14 protein-coding genes are annotated in these 18,620 nt (G+C 43.6%); all 14 read left to right on the top strand.

Translation table 11 applies throughout. The annotated features are described in order from the left end of the window. The first annotated feature begins 14 nt into the window (after window positions 1-14). The gene (locus tag CD004_RS18140) at window positions 15-1,349 is read left to right on the top strand and encodes a GH1 family beta-glucosidase (RefSeq protein WP_102264026.1); all 1,335 of its coding nucleotides are present in this window, start codon (window positions 15-17) and stop codon (window positions 1,347-1,349) included. Between the two features lie 22 nt (window positions 1,350-1,371). Beyond that, window positions 1,372-4,554 carry a cellobiose phosphorylase gene (locus tag CD004_RS18135; protein WP_324782128.1) on the top strand — a complete coding sequence of 1,061 codons (3,183 nt, stop codon included), beginning with the start codon at window positions 1,372-1,374 and terminating at the stop codon, window positions 4,552-4,554. A 20-nt stretch (window positions 4,555-4,574) separates the two neighbouring features. Further along, window positions 4,575-5,912: a glycoside hydrolase family 30 protein gene (locus tag CD004_RS18130; RefSeq protein WP_102264025.1), complete on the top strand. Its 1,338-nt coding sequence runs from the start codon at window positions 4,575-4,577 to the stop codon at window positions 5,910-5,912. 136 nt (window positions 5,913-6,048) lie between these two features. Then, window positions 6,049-8,979 (top strand): carbohydrate binding domain-containing protein, encoded by a 2,931-nt coding sequence (locus CD004_RS18125; RefSeq protein WP_233434886.1) that lies wholly within the window; start codon window positions 6,049-6,051, stop codon window positions 8,977-8,979. A 140-nt stretch (window positions 8,980-9,119) separates the two neighbouring features. Continuing rightward, complete coding sequence (locus CD004_RS18120) at window positions 9,120-10,490, top strand: MATE family efflux transporter (RefSeq protein ID WP_102264023.1); 1,371 nt, start codon at window positions 9,120-9,122, stop codon at window positions 10,488-10,490. 28 nt (window positions 10,491-10,518) lie between these two features. Beyond that, window positions 10,519-11,454, top strand: coding sequence for an aldo/keto reductase (locus CD004_RS18115; RefSeq protein ID WP_102264022.1), 936 nt, complete (start codon window positions 10,519-10,521; stop codon window positions 11,452-11,454). 24 nt (window positions 11,455-11,478) lie between these two features. After that, window positions 11,479-12,468: an L-glyceraldehyde 3-phosphate reductase gene (gene mgrA / locus CD004_RS18110; protein ID WP_102264021.1), complete on the top strand. Its 990-nt coding sequence runs from the start codon at window positions 11,479-11,481 to the stop codon at window positions 12,466-12,468. A 234-nt stretch (window positions 12,469-12,702) separates the two neighbouring features. Then, the gene (locus CD004_RS18105; protein ID WP_102264020.1) at window positions 12,703-13,650 is read left to right on the top strand and encodes an ABC transporter ATP-binding protein; all 948 of its coding nucleotides are present in this window, start codon (window positions 12,703-12,705) and stop codon (window positions 13,648-13,650) included. Next, the gene (gene opuFB, locus CD004_RS18100) at window positions 13,647-15,164 is read left to right on the top strand and encodes an osmoprotectant update ABC transporter permease/substrate-binding subunit OpuFB (protein ID WP_102264019.1); all 1,518 of its coding nucleotides are present in this window, start codon (window positions 13,647-13,649) and stop codon (window positions 15,162-15,164) included. The genes CD004_RS18105 and opuFB overlap by 4 nt, the downstream gene beginning before the upstream one ends. Window positions 15,165-15,380: 216 nt before the next feature. Then, on the top strand, window positions 15,381-15,548 hold the full coding sequence (locus tag CD004_RS23895) for a hypothetical protein (protein WP_158651589.1): 168 nt from the start codon (window positions 15,381-15,383) through the stop codon (window positions 15,546-15,548). Between the two features lie 16 nt (window positions 15,549-15,564). Further along, complete coding sequence (locus CD004_RS18095; protein ID WP_102264018.1) at window positions 15,565-16,026, top strand: cytochrome c oxidase subunit II; 462 nt, start codon at window positions 15,565-15,567, stop codon at window positions 16,024-16,026. Window positions 16,027-16,041: 15 nt separating this feature from the next. Further along, the gene (locus CD004_RS18090; RefSeq protein ID WP_102264017.1) at window positions 16,042-17,727 is read left to right on the top strand and encodes a cbb3-type cytochrome c oxidase subunit I; all 1,686 of its coding nucleotides are present in this window, start codon (window positions 16,042-16,044) and stop codon (window positions 17,725-17,727) included. A gap of 54 nt (window positions 17,728-17,781) precedes the next feature. Then, window positions 17,782-17,910, top strand: coding sequence for a hypothetical protein (locus CD004_RS24485; protein ID WP_267892322.1), 129 nt, complete (start codon window positions 17,782-17,784; stop codon window positions 17,908-17,910). A 76-nt stretch (window positions 17,911-17,986) separates the two neighbouring features. Continuing rightward, the gene (locus CD004_RS18085) at window positions 17,987-18,619 is read left to right on the top strand and encodes an SCO family protein (protein ID WP_102264016.1); all 633 of its coding nucleotides are present in this window, start codon (window positions 17,987-17,989) and stop codon (window positions 18,617-18,619) included. Window position 18,620: the final 1 nt, after the last annotated feature.

Raw genomic sequence — 18,620 nt, 5'->3', positions numbered from 1 at the left:
GAGGTGAGAAATAGATGACTAGATTTTCAAGAGATTTTATTTTTGGCACAGCAACATCTTCCTATCAGATTGAAGGGGCGTATAAAGAAGACGGCAGGAGCCTTTCCATATGGGATACGTTTTCCCGGACTCCCGGCAATGTCTTCAATATGGATAACGGGGATATCGCTTGTGACCATTACCATTTATATGAGAAGGATATTGAAATCTTAAAAACGCTTGGTGTGGATTCTTATCGTTTCTCTATTGCATGGCCAAGGATTTTTCCAGAGCAAGGAAAGTATAACGAAGCTGGAATGAACTTTTACAAAAACCTTATTACACGCTTGATCGAAAATGGAATCAAGCCCGCGGTCACGCTTTACCATTGGGATTTGCCAATGTGGGCCCATGAGCAGGGCGGCTGGACAAACAGAGAATCTGTAAATTGGTTCATGGAGTACGCAGAGAAATGCTTCGAGGAACTTGATGAGCGTGTGGAAATGTGGATTACCCATAATGAGCCATGGTGCGCAGGATTCCTCGGTTACCATCAGGGTGTACATGCCCCAGGACATACAAATATGGAGGAAGCATTAAAAGCGGTCCACCATATTCTTCTGTCCCATGGTGAGGCAGTGTCCCTGTTGAAAGGCAAGTTTGCCTCTTCAACACCTGTCGGCATAACACTGAATCTGTCACCGATGTACCCTGCAAGCAATTCAGCAAATGATCGATTGGCAGCTAATAATGCCGATGGCTATACAAACCGCTGGTTCCTTGATCCTGTATTAAAAGGGTCTTACCCGGTCGATATGATGAACTTATTCTCCAAATACGTCCACTCTTTTGATTTTATCCAGGAAGGTGATTTGGAAAAGATTTCGATTGAGTGTGATTTCTTTGGGATTAACTTTTACAACCGCAGTCTGGTTAAATTCAACGCTGCATCGGATTTCCTTTATACAAGCGCTTACTCGGACTATCCAAAAACAGGGATGGGATGGGATATCTCTCCTGTGGAGTTTAAGGATTTAATCCGCCGTCTGCGCCAGGAATATACGAAACTGCCAATCTATATCACTGAAAATGGCGCTGCCTTCGATGATCAGGTTTCAGAAGACAATACAGTCCATGATCCAGAGCGACAAAATTATATTGAACAGCATATTAGAGCTGTTGCCGAACTGAATGAAGAGGATATGAACATCGCCGGCTACTATCAATGGTCCCTTCTCGATAACTTTGAATGGGCATTTGGTTATGAAAAACGTTTCGGTATTACCTATGTCGACTTCGAAACACAGGAGAGAATCTTAAAAGACAGTGGTTACCGCTATGCCGAAATCATCAAGGAACGTTCAATTTAAATCCTATACCTTCGGAGTGATAATGATGGAAAAATACCGATTTGATGAAAATCAATACCTTGTAATTGAAGAATTCGATCAGGCAAAAACTTTCTCGAGCTTCCTTCCTGGTTTAGCAGGATTATACGGGATTCCGATTTGGGCTTTTTACGTAAACCGTGGACAGGCCATGGTCAGCTTCGGCGTCCAGGATAAAAATCATGCCATTACAGAGTTCTTCCCGGCAAACCAGGCATATCAGCGTGTAGCAGCCAATGGTTTCCGCACATTTATAAAAGTGGATGGGAATACCATTGTTGAACCTTTCTCGTCATTTGGAAGCAAGAAAGAACGAACGAGAAGGATGTATATAAAAGAAAATGAGCTGAAAATTGAGGAAATCAATCACCGATATGGATTGAAGACACTTATTACGTATTTCACATTGTCGAACGAGAACTTCGGTGCTTTGGTGAGAAAGGTTGAAGTTGAAAATCTTTCTGAAGAATCAATGAACCTGGAGCTGCTTGATGGACTGCCAGCGATCATTCCGTTTGGCATTGATGATGCAGCCTACAAAGCGGTTGGAAATACGCTGAAAAGTTGGATGGATGTATTCAATCTTGAAAACCGCATTCCATATTATAGAGTCCGTTCATCAACGAATGACTCAGCGGAAGTTGAAGAGGTTTCGAAGGGCCATTTTTACTTGAGTTTTACAGATGAGGGTCAATTGATTTCGCCAATTGTGGATGCCGACCTCGTTTTCGGGTCTAACAGTTCACTCTCCTTTCCTGATGAGTTTGAAGGTAAATCAGTTGAAGAAATCTTAAGTGCCGCGCCAGTTACATCCAATAAAGTTCCTTGTGGCTTTTCTGGTGTAAGCGGATTGCTTGGCAAAGGCAAAAAAATATCCTTCCATACGCTGGTTGGCCATGTGAAGGATATTGAAATCATCAATGAAAAAGCAGCAGAAATAATGGCGAACGGATATATGGAGAGAAAATATGAAGAAGCCCAAAGTCTTGTAACCGGGATTACGAAGGATGTACAGACAAAAACGGCTTCACCGCTATTTGATGCTTATGTTAACCAAAGCTACCTCGATAATGTTCTCCGCGGAGGATATCCAATTAGCCTGGAAACTGAGGCATCACCGTTCACTTATTATGTATTTTCCCGCAAGCATGGAGATCTGGAGAGGGATTATAACTTTTTCTCGCTTGCCCCTGAATTCTTTTACCAGGGCAACGGAAACTTCCGGGATGTGAACCAAAACCGACGGAATGATGTGTTTTTCCATCCGGAAACCGGAGATTACAATATCAAGCTATTCATGAGCCTGATTCAGGCAGATGGATATAATCCGCTTGTGGTAAAAGGTGCAAGCTTTGAACTAAAGGATCAATCCGACTTTTCTTGGCTGAATGAACTTGTGTCAGATGAAACGGGCACCGAATTCATCAAGAAGAAGCTAAGCGGAACTTTTACACCAGGTGATTTGCTTCAAACTATTTCAGACAGCGAGATTGACTTGAAAGTATCACTTCCGGAATTCCTTAAAAATCTCCTTTCCAGGAGCAGTCAAAACATTGAAGCCGAGTTTGGAGAAGGCTTCTGGATGGATCACTGGACGTACAATCTTGACTTGATTGAAAACTACTTGAAGGTCTACCCGGAAAACAAAACTGGGCTCTTATTTGATGATGCAAGCTATAAATATTTCCACAGCCCTGTATTTGTGAACCCTCGTTCTGAAAAATATGTCCTGGCAAACGGCAAGGTTCGCCAGTATGAGGCCATTACAGAATTCGGGCATCAGCAAGGCTCAAACTGGGTGACTACATCTGGGGGAGAATTTTATACATCGAACCTTTACAGCAAACTTTTCTCACTGGCACTGCTGAAGTTTTCTACATTGGACCCTTATGGTATGGGTGTGGAAATGGAAGCAAATAAGCCAGGGTGGAATGATTCAATGAATGGTCTTCCTGGATTATTCGGTTCAGCCATGAGTGAGGCATTGGAACTTAAGCGTCTCCTTGACTTTGTCATTGCCTCCGGAGAAAGTGGAGAAATTGAGATTGCACTGCCTGTAGAGGTATCTGAACTTGTTGAGTCTGTTCAGTCAAATCTTGTTCTGTTTGAAAATGGCGAGCTGAACGATTACAACTACTGGAATCGTGTATCGACTGCTCGTGAGAAGTACCGCGAAGAAGTGAAGAACGGCTTTGAAGGGACGGAAAAGAATATCCCGTTACAAAAGCTGACAGGGTATGCAAGGCAAATGCTTTTGAAGACAAAGGCAGGAATAGAAAAAGCGACAGAGCTTGGCGAGGGACTGATTCCAACCTATTTCTTCTTTGAAGCTGTGAACTGGGAAAAGATTGTTGATGTGAACGGGAACGAACATTTGAGCAAAAAAGGACTTCCGTTCGTTAAGGTCAACGAATTCAAGGTGTCTGTGCTGCCACATTTCCTTGAAGGACCAGCAAGGGAATTGAAGAGTGCTGATGCAGAAAAAGCCCGTTCGACGTATCAGAATGTTAGGAACTCTGAGATCTATGATCCAAAACTAAAAATGTATAAAACATCTGGGTCACTGGAAGAGCAAACTTATGAAATCGGTCGAGCGAGGGCATTTACTCCAGGCTGGTTGGAGCGAGAATCCATCTTCATGCATATGGAATTCAAATATCTGCTCAGTGTCCTGAAGTCAGGGTTATATGAAGAGTTTTATGAGGATTTGAACTCTGCTCTGCCGCCATTCATGGATGCGGAAGTGTACGGCAGGAGTATTCTTGAAAACTCCTCCTTTATTGCCAGCAGCGTAAATCCGGATGAAGGCGTGCATGGTCAGGGTTTTGTCGCCAGGTTAAGCGGGACAACGGCAGAATTTTTAAGCATCTGGCAAACGATGATGATGGGCAAAGAGGTTTTTGCAATCAAAGAAGAAGCCCTTACATTAAGCCTGCAGCCAATATTGCCATCATGGCTTTTTGGTGAAGAGGGAAATGTGCAGTTTACATTACTGGGCAAGACTCAGGTAACCTACCATAATCCAACAAGAAGAAACACATTCGGAATGGATGGTGCCAGGACAGTTAGATATGTGCTCCACCTAAATGGTGAAGAGGTCACGGTTGAAGGCACACACTTGCCAGAATTGTATGCAAAAGCTGTCCGTAATGGGGAAATTTCAAGAATGGACGTTTACTTAGACTAATGAGACTGAGGTGCTTATAGATGAAAATAAAAGTAATCCAAACTGCCAAAAACACCGGTGTACGCTTTGCTGATAAGGGTTATGCTTCTAATGCAGACCGGAATGATGAACAAAAGATCGTCATGAACCTTGATCCAGAAACGAAGTATCAAAGTTTCATGGGATTTGGGGGAGCTTTTACAGAGGCGGCTGCCTATACACTTGCGCAGATTCCTGAAGAAGAACGCCTAAAAATAATAGAAAGCTATTTTAACCAGGAAACTGGTCTTGGCTACAGCCTGGGCAGAACCCATATCCATAGCTGTGACTTCGCATTGGAGAACTACACATATGTGGAAGAGAATGACGTTGAATTAAAGACTTTTTCCATCGAACGGGAGCAGAAATACGTATTGCCGCTTATCAAGGATGCTGTGAAGGCAAGAGGAGAAGAATTGACGATCCTTTCTTCTCCATGGAGCCCTCCGGCATGGATGAAGACAAACAATGAAATGAATAACGGCGGAAAGCTGAAGCCTGAGTTTTATAGCACATGGGCCTTGTATTACACCAAATACATCAAGGCGATGGAGTCAGAGGGAATCCCGATTTGGGGAATCACTGTCCAGAATGAGCCGGAAGCAACACAGGTCTGGGATTCCTGCAGATATACAGCGGAAGAAGAACGGGATTTTGTGAAAAATCATTTGGGGCCTGTCATGGAACAGGAAGGCCTGGGTGATAAGGAAATCATCATTTGGGACCACAATCGGGATATTGCTTACGAGCGAGCAAAGACAATCTTATCTGACGCTGAAGCTTCAAAATATATTTGGGGTACCGGGCTGCACTGGTATGTTTCTGAGGAGTTCGAGAACTTAAGCAAGATTCATGAAGATTTTCCGGATAAGCATCTGATTTTTACCGAAGGATGTATCGAGGGTGGAGTCCAGCTTGGTGCCTGGCATACAGGAGAACGGTACGCGAGGAACATCATGGGCGATATCAACAACTGGCTCGAAGGCTGGATTGACTGGAATATTGTCCTGAATGAACAGGGCGGGCCGAACCATGTAGGCAATTATTGTGACGCTCCAGTGATCGCTGATACAAAAACCGGTGAAATTCACTATAACAGTTCCTTTTATTATATTGGACATTTCAGCAAGTACATCAAGCCGAACGCAGTTAGAATCGCACATCAACTAAATCATGAATCGTTAAAAGCAGTATCATTCCAAAATGAAGATGGATCGATTGTCGCAGTCGTTATGAATGATGCAGACAAGTCAGAGACTTTTACTATCTCCGTAGGAGGCCAGACTGCCGAAGTCGAACTGCCGGAACATTCAATAACCACCTTCATTATAAAAAGCTAGAAACTTAATGTTAGAGACTTAAATGAACCGCCTCCTTGTGATGACAAAATCGATGTTCATTCAATTGATGTTACGTAAAGGAGGTGGTGTTTTTTTATTGATTCTATCTTTTTTAAAATATAAAGGAGGAATTGGATTGAAAAAAACACTGGCTATCTTGTTAAGCACAATGTTGATTTTGCCGAGCACGAGTTTTGCAGGTACTGCCGTCAAAGAAAATGCAGCCCTGAAGCAGGATACGAAACAGAACAAATCCGAATGGTCTCTCGTCTGGTCAGATGAGTTCAGCGGCCCGGAAATCGACCGCAGCAAATGGACCTATGATATTGGGAACTGGATCGTGGACGAGGATGGGAATGGAATTACCAATGGATGGGGCAACAATGAAAAAGAGTATTATACGGATTCTAGTGAAAACGCCTTCATTGATGATGGCAAGCTTGTGATAAAAGCGAAAAAAGAGCAGGTTACAGATCAATTCGGCACCTATGATTATACTTCTGCAAAATTAAAGACAAAAGGCTTGTTCAGCAAGAAATACGGCCGTTACGAAATCAAAGCCAAACTGCCGACAGGTAAAGGACTTTGGCCGGCGATCTGGATGCTTCCTGAAGAAGATAAATATGGTACATGGGCAGCTTCAGGAGAAATTGATATTGTCGAGGCATGGGGCAGCAGACCGCATACGGTGGCAGGAACGATCCACTATGGCGAAGGCTGGCCAAATAACAAGTATACCGGCAAGGAATACGAACTCCCTAAAAGCAGAGGCATCGACAAGTGGCATACATATGCGCTTGAGTGGGAACCAGGAGAGCTCCGCTGGTATGTAGATGGAGAACTCTATCAAACTCAGAACAAATGGTATTCAAAAGGAACAGATAACGCAGCAAACTTTTCCTATCCTGCACCTTTCGACCAGGAATTCTATTTAGTTATGAACCTCGCAGTTGGCGGCTGGTTTGACGGGGAGGTTGACGAAACGACGAAATTCCCTAGTCAAATGGAAGTGGATTATGTCAGGGTATACGATTTGAAAAAACGCGATTACCGCGAGCCAGTAGAGCCAGTGTCAGGACCTGTTGTTTTGCCTGAAAATGCGAAGCAGCCTGTAGATGGCAACCTGATTTATGATCAGAATTATGAAGAACAGATTACCGTTGTGGATGAGCCAGGTGAAGCATTGAATTCAACGTATTGGAACTTTGTGAAATTACCAGAGTTCGGAGGCGCTGGAAGTTTAGAAGTGGAAGAGGTTGAAGGCAAGAATTTTGCGAGAACGGATATTTCAAATCCTGGAACCCAGCTGTACTCTTTGCAAATGATTCAGAATATCTCTCTTGGTAATGGCGGGAAGTATAAGGTTAGCTTTGATGCCAAGTCGACAGCTGACAGAAGCATGATGGTAAAAGTCGGAGCGGGCAGTGACCGGGGCTGGGTGAAATATTCGAATGAAGAATCTTTCAAGCTGACGAGTGACGTGCAAAGATATGAATTTACCTTTGATATGCTCAATGAAACGGATATTGAATCAAGACTTGAATTCAATCTCGGCGGGAACGGAACGAACCCAGTCTGGATCGGCAATGTAAGAGTTGAGGATATCACTGGTGCTCCTGTAGACGAGGATGGTCCAAAACAGCCGCTTCCAGATGGAAATCATGTCTATAATGGCACGTTTGACCAGGGCGGTATGGATCGCTTGATGTTCTGGAATTTCTCAGTCGGAGATGCAGCTGCTGCAGCATCTGTTTCTGAAAATACTCGAGAGCTCCATGTGGCGATTGAAGATGGAGGCAGCCATCCTGAAGCAGTCCAGCTTGAACAAAAAGGGATTAACCTTTTGAAGGGAAATGATTACAGGCTATCCTTTAAAGCAAGAGCAGACGAAGCAAGAACGATTCAAACTGTCCTTTTGGGTAAGGACGGCACGGTAGATTACTCTGGAATTAAAACAATTGAGCTCACTTCCAATATGGAAGAGAAAACATTTGAATTTACAATGCCTGAGGATGTTTCTGATCCCGAAGCTCAACTTGTCTTTAATTTTGGCGGCGGAGATGGTGATGTCTATTTTGATGATGTAGTTCTGCTGAAGACATCGAACATCCCGGATTATGAAAACATTGACTTGTACCCTTTGAAGAATGGTGATTTTACAGACGGTTTGTCATCATGGGGAAATTATGTACACTTTGATGCCAATGCCGAAATCACATCAGCAAATGGTGAAGCAAAAGTGGCTATTGCCAATGAAGGCAATGAAACATGGAGCGTACAATTTATGCAAGGGGAATTAAGCTTAAGTAAGGACGTAGTCTATGAGCTCTCCTTCGAGGCGCGTTCCACCGTGGAAAGATATATTGAGGCAACGGTTGAAAATGCTCAATATACAAGGTTTTTGAGTGAAACTCTTCAACTTACAGACCAAATGCAGCAATACACATATGAATTCGAGATGTCTGCCGATGAGATTGTCTCCTTCAAGATGCTGCTCGGTAAAAATGCATCGTCACCAGTCGGCGTACATGATGTATTTATCGATAATGTGGTGTTAAAGGTTAAAGACGCTCCGTCCGAGGAAGAGCCTGTTTCCACACCTGGTATTGATAATGGAACATTTTCAGATGGAACAACTGATTGGACCGCATGGTGGGGCGACCAGTGGAGCGGTTACGCAGGTGGGGAGATGACTGCTGTAAACGAAGAATTGAAGGTTGCGATTTCACAGGTTGGCGGAGCATCCTACTCCCCGCAGGTCTTTCAAAAGGGCTTGCTTTTTGAAAATGGTGCAAGCTATACTGTCACGTTTGAGGCAAGAGCAGATGTGCCAAGGAAAATGAATGTCAATATTGGAAAAGAGTTAAGTTTTGATCCATGGTTTATTTACTATATGCCAACTAAAATAGTAGATTTAACTTCAGAGATGAAAACGTACAGTTATACCTTTGTTATGAATGAAGCAACATATGCCGATGGAAAAATCGTTTTCGAACTCGGAAATATTTTAGACGGCAATGCGGCAACAAATGTTTATCTGGACAATGTAAGAATCACAAAAAACTAAGTTCTCAAGGGGCAGAACAGCAATTACATTCTGCCTCTTTCTCTTCTATTTCAGAAGATAAGTTTTAACTTGATGTTGATCATGACTAGGCCAGCGTAATTCTGACCATCATAGTGAACTCTTAAAGGTGGAAATGCAGTATGAATTTACAGAAAAACAACAGTCTGCCTAAACAGATTGGATTATTAGCACTTACCTGGCCTATTTTTATAGAAATGTTCTTGCACATGTTAATGGGCAGCACGGATACTTTCATGCTGTCCCATATTTCGGATGATGCCGTTGCGGCTGTAGGCGTAGCCAATCAGCTCGTATTTTTCATGATCCTCGTATTTGGTTTCGTTGCGACAGGGACTGCTGTTCTGGTATCGCAAAATCTTGGGGCTGGACTTCAAGCGGATGCAAAGAAAATTTCTGGTCTCTCGCTATCTCTTAATCTTTTATTTGGAGTATTGGTCAGTGTAATTGTTGTCGGTTTCAATGATTTATTTTTACAAATGTTCAATCTCACTCCAGAAATACACCGGCTGGCGCAACAGTATTTGACCATAGTTGGGGGAACACTTTTTACACAGGCGCTCCTTGTTACTGCGTCGGCAATCCTGAGGGCAAATGGGTTAACAAAGGAAGCGATGTTCATTTCGATCATTATGAATGTCATCCATCTTGCCGGAAACAGTCTATTTATTTACGGACTATTCGGCGTTCCGGAAATGGGTGTTCAGGGTGTGGCTATTTCGACAGCCATATCTCGTGCAATCGCAGTGATTCTGATATTCCGCGTGCTATACCGCAGGCTCCCTATGAGAATTGCTATGGAAGACTATCTGAACTTCAATAAATCTTTTATCAAAAAGATTTTGAAAATAGGTGTTCCTTCCGCTGGCGAAAATGTTGTTTATAACACCAGCCAGATGGCAATTACCGTCATTATTGGTTTGCTGGGGGCTATGGCCCTGACAACAAGGGTATACACCTTTAACATCATGTCATTCATGATGCTATTCGGAATCGCGATCGGCCAGGGCACGCAAATTCTGATTGGATACAAAGTAGGGGCCAGAGAGTTCGATAAAGCCTATCATCAGCTATTAAAAAGCTTGAAACTAAGTATCATCATCACCATGGCGATTACCGTGGTAATCGTATCAATCAGGGAACCCATACTTGGTGTCTTTACCGATAATAAGGAGATCATCAGGGAGGGAAGCAAGGTTTTGCTTCTTTGCTTAATCCTTGAACCTGGCAGAACCTTCAATATCGTCGTGATCAGTTCACTCAGAGCAGCTGGAGATGCTGTATTCCCAGTGAAAATGGCCTTTGTCTCGATGTGGGGAATCAGTGTGCCGCTCGCCTATTTTCTGGGAATCTACATGGGCTTTGGCCTTTCTGGGATTTGGATGGCTTTTATAGTTGATGAATGGTTCAGAGGAATCATCATGTATATCAGATGGAGAAGCCGTGTCTGGGAGAAGAAGGTCCTGGTTGATGAAAGGGTGCAAACAGCGTGACCATTGATTTTTTGAAAGGAGGAGTGAGATGAAATACAGGCAGCTAGGAAGCACAGGAATAAAAGTATCGGAAGTTGGATTTGGTGCCTGGCAGCTCGGTAACGCAAGGGACTGGGAAGGCATGGAGGACAATCAGGCAATCAGGCTTGTGCATGAAGCGCTTGAACAGGGCTGCAATTTCTTTGACACAGCTCCGAATTATGGCGGAGGTAATAGTGAAACATTGCTCGGGCAGGCTCTCTCCGGAAGAAGGAGTGAGGCAGTGATTAACAGCAAATTTGGTCATCATCCAGATAACAACCTGGATTTTGATTCGAAGAAAATCCGCAGTTCAGTTGAAGAGAGCTTACGCCGGCTAAAAACGGATTATCTGGATTCGATTTTATTACATAATCCACCGTTTGAAATCCTGTCTGGAAGCACTGCTCATTTTCAAGTGTTGGATTCCCTCAAGCAGGAAGGCAAGATTCGGGCTTACGGAGCTTCAGTGGACTCTTCGGGAGAAATGGATGAGCTGATGCGGAACACCGGCAGCCAGGTAATAGAAGTGATGTTCAACATTTTTCATCAGGAGCCAAGAAGAGCATTCAAGCTCGCTGCAGAAAAAAATGTAGGACTGATCGTCAAAGTTCCGCTTGATTCTGGGTGGCTATCAGGTAAGTATGATCAAAACAGTATATTTACAGATATCAGGAGCCGTTGGGACCAGGATCAGCTCAGGAAAAGAGCAGAGCTCCTGCCTGTTCTCAAGGAAATGCTGGAACCTGGTGAATCGTTGGTCCAGTTGGCTTTAAGGTATATTCTTTATTATGATGAGGTCTCAACCTGCATTCCTGGAAACAAGAATCTTGAGCAGCTGAATGAGAATTTATCTCCTTCAGGTAATAGGCTCTCAATCGAAAAAGTTAAGAAGTTAGAAAAGGTTTGGGAAGAAAAGCTGCAAACCGATCCTTTGGGATGGTAAAAAACAATATGGAGGTTTTAAATAATGGCATATCAACCAGACAGCAATCGTTATGAAACGATGAAATATAACAGATGCGGCAAATCAGGGCTTAAATTGCCAGCCATTTCGCTCGGACTATGGCACAATTTCGGAGGCCAGGATGCCTTTGAAAATGGCCGTTCGTTAATCAGGAGAGCATTTGATCTTGGGATTACCCATTTTGATCTTGCGAATAACTATGGTCCTCCGCCAGGGTCGGCAGAAGAAAGCTTCGGCAGCATCCTGCGCAAGGATTTTGCAGGCTATCGCGATGAGATGGTGATTTCGACTAAAGCTGGCTATGGAATGTGGCAGGGACCTTATGGAGACTGGGGTTCAAGAAAATACCTCGTGTCCAGTCTTGACCAAAGCCTGAAAAGAATGGGACTTGATTATGTCGATATCTTTTACCATCACAGGCCAGATCCGGAAACGCCTTTAGAGGAAACGATGATGGCACTTGATCATGTCGTCAGGCAAGGGAAGGCGTTGTATGTAGGCTTGTCCAATTATGGCGTGGAGGAAACGAAGCAAGCAATCGGAATTTTAAAAGAACTCGGAACTCCATTGTTGATCCACCAGCCTGCCTATTCAATGTTTAACCGCTGGGTAGAAAATGGACTGACTGATTTGCTTCAAGAAGAAGGAGTCGGATCAATCGCATTTGTTCCTTTGGCTCAAGGGTTGTTGACCAATAGATACTTAAATGGAATTCCGGAAGATTCAAGAGCTTTAAAGCCGAACAGCTTCCTTAATGAGGGTGATGTTTCTGAAGAAGTGCTTACTAAAGTGAGGCAATTGAACGAACTAGCTCAAGAACGAGGCCAGTCGCTTGCCCAGATGGCATTAGCGTGGGTACTCAGGGAACAAAAAATCACCTCAGCGCTTATCGGCGCCAGCAAGGTCAGCCAGATTGAAGAAAACGTGGCTGCATTGAACCGTCTTGATTTTAGTGAAACAGAATTGAACATGATCGAGGACATCTTAAAATAAAATCTTCAAACAAAGCTGTAAAGCCAATTGGTTTTACAGCTTTTCTTGTATATTAGCATGATTTTCTTGTATTAAGGGTAAAAGTAATCTGGTCTTATATAAGGAGTTCTCTTTTTACCAGAGCGGTCTGCTTTGGTAGTATTAAGCTTAGGCTTGATGTAACTGAAAATAAGAAACCCTCAAAGTGCTAACACTATCTATAAGTAAAATACGAGAGAATATAGGGGTGAGAAAGTGATCAGCTTTGAAAATGTATCGAAAAAATATGATGATGAGACTTATGCGGTTAAAAACTTCAACTTACATATTAAAGAAGGGGAATTGCTTGTCCTGATTGGGCCAAGCGGCTCTGGAAAAACAACAACATTAAAAATGATCAATCGATTGATTCCTCTTACGGAAGGCTACATTAAAATCAAAGATAAGATGATTAGTGACTATGATATTCACGAGCTGCGCTGGGATATTGGATACGTTCTTCAGCAAATTGCTTTGTTTCCGCATATGACGATCGAAGAAAACATTGCGGTTGTTCCGGAAATGAAGAAATGGGAGCAAAAAGAAATTGATCAACGCATTGATGAATTGCTGCATATGGTCGGACTTGAACCGGAAACGTACCGCAGCAGGCTGCCCCATGAATTATCCGGAGGGCAGCAGCAAAGAATTGGCGTGGCCCGGGCGCTTGCCGCAAACCCGCCGATTATTTTAATGGACGAGCCATTCAGCGCTTTGGATCCACTGAGCAGGGAGAAGCTTCAGGATGATCTTATCGAACTGCAAAAGAACATAAAGAAGACCATCGTATTCGTTACCCATGATATGAGTGAAGCACTAAAGCTAGGAGAACGGATTTGCCTGATGAAGAATGGAGAAGTTGTTCAGACAGGAACTCCGGAAGAGCTGATCCAACAACCTGTAAATGATTTTGTCCGTGAATTTGTGGGGATAGATCAGGGCAACAGAACAACGGTAGATGTGCGGGAAGCTATCAAACCGTTAACCGCTGAAGAACCGAACAATCTGCCTGTAATTGCCTCGACAGTGTCTATAAATGAAATTCTCTCGTTACTGAGTGAGCATGAACAGCTGGCGGTTCAAGAAATGGATGAAAAAATCGGGACCTTAGACAGGCAGGGAATGATCCGGATTTTATCCGCGCAGATGGAGGGAATGAAATGAACGGCTGGACTTCCACTTTTATAGATAGAAAAGACGAACTTTTAAGTGCCCTGCTCGAACATATCCAGATTTCTTTCATTGCACTATTCTTCGCAGTGTTAATCGCCATTCCGCTTGGGATTTTCCTGACAAGAAGGAAAACGATATCAGAAGGAATTATTGGGATAACAGCTGTTCTCCAGACGATTCCTTCCCTTGCATTGCTAGGCCTGTTAATTCCACTATTCGGAATCGGCAAAGTCCCTGCAATCATTGCCCTGGTGGCTTATGCCCTTCTGCCGATCTTGCGAAATACATATACAGGAATCAATGAAGTGGATTCAGCCTTAATTGAAGCAGCTCGGGCCATGGGAATGAACAGTAAGCGCCGTTTGATGAAGGTTGAACTCCCTTTGGCGATGCCGGTCATCATGGCTGGAATCAGGACGGCTATGGTCTTGATCGTCGGAACAGCGACAATTGCCGCACTGATTGGAGCAGGAGGGTTAGGTGACTTGATCCTGCTCGGGATTGACCGGAATAATACGGCATTAATCGTCCTTGGTGCAATCCCCGCGGCCTTGCTTGCGATTGTGTTCGACCTTGTGCTTAGAAGGTTCGAAACTGTTTCCTTTAAAAAATCGCTCATTACGATAGGTACTATTTCATTAGCTGTCCTTGTCATGATGGCCATTCCGTTCCTAGGCGGGAAAAATGACGACCAGATTGTCATTGCTGGGAAGTTGGGCTCAGAGCCAGAAATCTTGATTAATATGTACAAGCTTCTGATCGAAGAGGAAACGGACCACTCTGTTCAGTTGAAACCCGGATTGGGGAAAACATCTTTTGTTTTCACCGCATTGGAAAACGGAGATATTGACATTTATCCTGAATTTACTGGAACGGCCATATCAGAGTTTTTAAAAGAAACAGCCAGCAGCACAAACAGGAAAGAAGTATACCAGCAAGCAAAAGAAGGAATGAAAGAAGAATTCAACATGGAAATGCTTCAGCCAATGGACTATAACAATACCTATGCTTTAGCTGTTCCTAAAAAGTTCGCTGAAAATAATGATCTAAAGACCATCTCGGACCTGAAATCAATAGAATCCTCGCTAAAAGCAGGTTTCACACTTGAATTTTCCGATCGTGAAGATGGCTACAAAGGCATCAAAAAACTCTATGGCTTAAAGCTGCCAAGCTTGATCACGATGGAGCCAAAACTGAGGTATCGAGCGATTAAAAATGGTGAAATTAACTTGGTCGATGCATACTCAACCGACAGCGAGCTCCAGCGATATAAACTAGTCGTACTTGAAGATGATAAAGACTTATTCCCTCCATATCAGGGAGCACCTCTTATGAGAGCTGAAACAGCAGAGAAATATCCCGATATCGCCGACGCCCTCAACAAGCTAGCCGGTAAAATCACCGATGACGAAATGCGGAAAATGAATTACCAGGTGAATGTAAAAGGGAAATCCGCGGAAGATACAGCACGGGAATACCTTAAGGAAGCGGGATTAATTGATTAATTCTTAAAACGGACTAATAGAGTGTCAAGTCATGATACTGAAAATGATGGAAAACCCTCGCGGCATGAAGCGGGGGTTTTTGTTGTTTGGCAAAAAAGCACTTCTAAAAAAGTTAAATTTCTAGTACTCCCAGGGGTTTTATATGTGATTTGACTCACTACATTGATAATCATTCGCAATTAAGATGAAAGTAAGAAATCAAAGGAGGGGATTTGGTTGAAAGCGACAGACAGAAAAGCGCAGGCAGAAGTTCAGGGTGAAATCGTGGAGGTTACCAGTCACGACAAAACAAAGGTAGGAACCTGGATATCGGTTGGAGTGGTGGGAGCGGTGATTCTGGCAACGTACTTTATTCTATTTGGGCTCTATATGGCAAGAGTTTAGAAGGGGGAGAAAAGAAATGCATTTAGATGAAAAAATCTGGCTGTTTTTAAGTTTTGGCATGATCATGGGTTTCATGATTTTTACTGGGTACCAGGCAGTGGCATTGGGTATGGGGCCCCCAAGCCATAAAGAAACGATTGATCCCCAAAAGGTCGATGAAACCGCTCCGTTTGACGCGCCGGGAATCAAACAAGTTGGTGAAAATGAGTATGAAGTTGTCATGACGCTTCAGGTATTTAGTTTTACACCGATGGAAATCGAAGTCCCTGCTGGATCAACTGTCCACTTCACTTTAACGTCAAAAGATGTTGTTCATGGTTTCCAGGTGGCTAATACGAATTTGAACGCCATGGTTATGCCTGGACATATCCAAAAAATATCGCAGAAGTTTGATAAACCAGGTGAATATTTGGTGTTATGCAATGAATATTGCGGTGCCGGGCACCAGGCCATGAGCACAAAAATCATCGTAAAATAAAAGGGGGGAAAGAATGTGGAGTCTGCAATAAGATCAACTTCATTTAAACAAAAAACAAATCAAATTTTAGGAATCAGCCAGGAAGATGCAAGGATCTCGAAATCATACTTATCTATCGCATTTATCGCATTGCTGCTCGGGGGTCTTCTAGGTTTGCTGCAAGGACTCAATCGAGCTGGTGTCCTGCAATTGCCGCCATGGCTTAACTATTACCAGGTGCTGACGGCCCATGGAATCCTGTTAGTCGTTGTATTATCCGCATTTTTCACGATTGGGTATTTTTATGCCGGTCTCTCTCACACACTGGGGGGATTGCTTCCTAAGGTAAGGAAAATGGCATGGATCGGCTTTTGGATGAAGATTTTCGGATTTGTTTTGGTCGTCATTCCGATTTTAAAGAATGAAGCATCCGTCATGTACACCTTCTACCCGCCAATGGCTGCATCGCCAATGTTTTACTTTGGCTTAGTGTTCATTGTATTAGGAGTCTGGATGCTTTCAGTCGGAGCATTTACACAGGTTGCGAACTGGAGAAGGAATCACAAGGGACAACATCTCCCAATCCTCGCCTTCTTTGCAACTGGTGTCTTTGTCCTGTTAGTCGGCGCAACAGCTTTTGTTGCTGTAGAAGTCCTTTTCATGATCATTCCATGGACACTTGGCTGGACAGACGGCATTAACGTATTGCTTGCGCGTACACTTTTCTGGGCATTTGGCCATACTGCCGTTAACATCTGGTACCTGACAGCAGTCTCAGCATGGTATGTAATCGTGCCAAAAATAATCGGAGGAAACCGTTGGAATGACCTTTTAACTCGCATGGTTGTCATTCCGTTAGTGATCATGAACATTACCGGGGGTTTCCACCATCAGATCATTGACCCGGGCATCTCAGAGTCAATCAAATATATGCACGTATTCATGAGTCTTGCAATCGGTTTTCCTTCTTTAATGACCGCATACGCAATGTTAAGGGTTTTTGAACGTACAGCAAGAGCAAAAGGCGGAAAAGGCTTAGTTGGCTGGTATAAGAAGATGCCGTGGGGCGATGTGCGATTCCTGTCGCCGTTTATCGCCATGGTCGCATTCATTCCCGCTGGAGCCGGCGGAATTGCACAAAGCACGAACCAATTGGACCAGGTTGTACACAATACGATGTGGGTGGTAGGCCATTTCCACTTAACGCTTGGTATGTCTGTCATCATGACCTTCTTCGGCATCAGTTACTGGCTCGTTCCATATCTATCAAAACGGGTGATGACTCCTGCCATGAATAGATTGGGAGTGATTCAAACCGTCATATGGACCATAGGTATGGTGATCATGTCGATTTCCATGCATGTTGTAGGTCTCTTCGGTTCACCAAGAAGAACTTCTTTCACAACCTACGGGGATTTTGCAGAAACGCTCGGATGGAACCCGTATATGGCAGCTGTAGGCATTGGAGCAAGCTTATTGCTGATTGCCGTCATCCTTCAAGTCTATGCGGTGTTCAACCTGATGTTCTTCGCGCCAAAGGGAGTAACAGAATTCCCAATTGCCGAAGAGGAAGCAGGAGCAGCGAAAACTCCATACTGGACAGAGCGCTGGGGAATCTGGGTTGTGCTCATGCTGTTGGTTGTTTCAATGGCTTACGTCTTGCCAATCGCAGACATGATCATGAATGCACCTCCTGGATCGCCGCCATTTAAAACTTGGTAAAAAGAAAAGCGTAAGCGCCTTGGTCAGCCCCGACAAGCGTTGGAGGGCTTGACAGTGAAGTCGTTCTTTGACTTCATTGGCAGGACCGAAACGACTCGAGGGGCTAGGCGCTGGAGCTGGACACTAATCTTAGTTCAAAAACTTTCTTACCTTTTTAAATGTAAACGAAGAGATAGCTCCTGATTCAGGGCTATCTCTTTCAAATAAGCCTGCTATGGATTTTTAGGAATCATCACTGAAAAAATGGGATGTGATCAATTTGATCAAAAATCGGCAAACGACCGTTTCTTGTATAGTTGTATTGGTGTTTGGACTGCTTTTATTTTATACAGGAACAGACGGATTCACTGCTTATACGGCAGAAACAGCAAGAGTGACAAAGCTGGTTGAGGAACAGCCCCAGTTTCCACAAGTAAACTTTGAGGATAGTAAGGGTAGGACCTATTCTATATCTGAATTCGAAGGTAAGTATGTATTCATCACTTTTATTTATACAGGCTGCACCACGATATGCATTAAATTAGAAGAAAATATGTCGCAGGTGTACGATTTGCTTCCCAGTGAGTATATAGGCAAGGATATTGTCTTTTTAAGCATAAGTTTTGACCCGGGCAAGGATGATCCTGCTACTTTGAACAAGTATAGGGATTTATTCGGAAGCGATGGGGAGACATGGAGAATGGCAAGGATCCCGGACCAGGATCAGTTAGATACCTTGCTGGAGAAGTTTGGCGTCATTGTGATTCCAGATGGAAATGGGAACTTCGCTCATAATTCAGCGTTTTATTTAGTGGACCGGCAAGGAGCACTAGTGGATGTAATGGATTTTACGAAGGTAAATGATGCGGCAGATAAGTTGATAGAGACTCTAGAAGCAGATAGGGGGAAATGAC

Origin of the sequence: Mesobacillus jeotgali, from assembly GCF_002874535.1 — a bacterium.
Taxonomy (GTDB): domain Bacteria; phylum Bacillota; class Bacilli; order Bacillales; family Cytobacillaceae; genus Mesobacillus; species Mesobacillus jeotgali.
The sequence above is the reverse complement of the archived record's forward strand: the minus strand, read 5'-3'. Positions and strand labels throughout refer to the sequence as shown.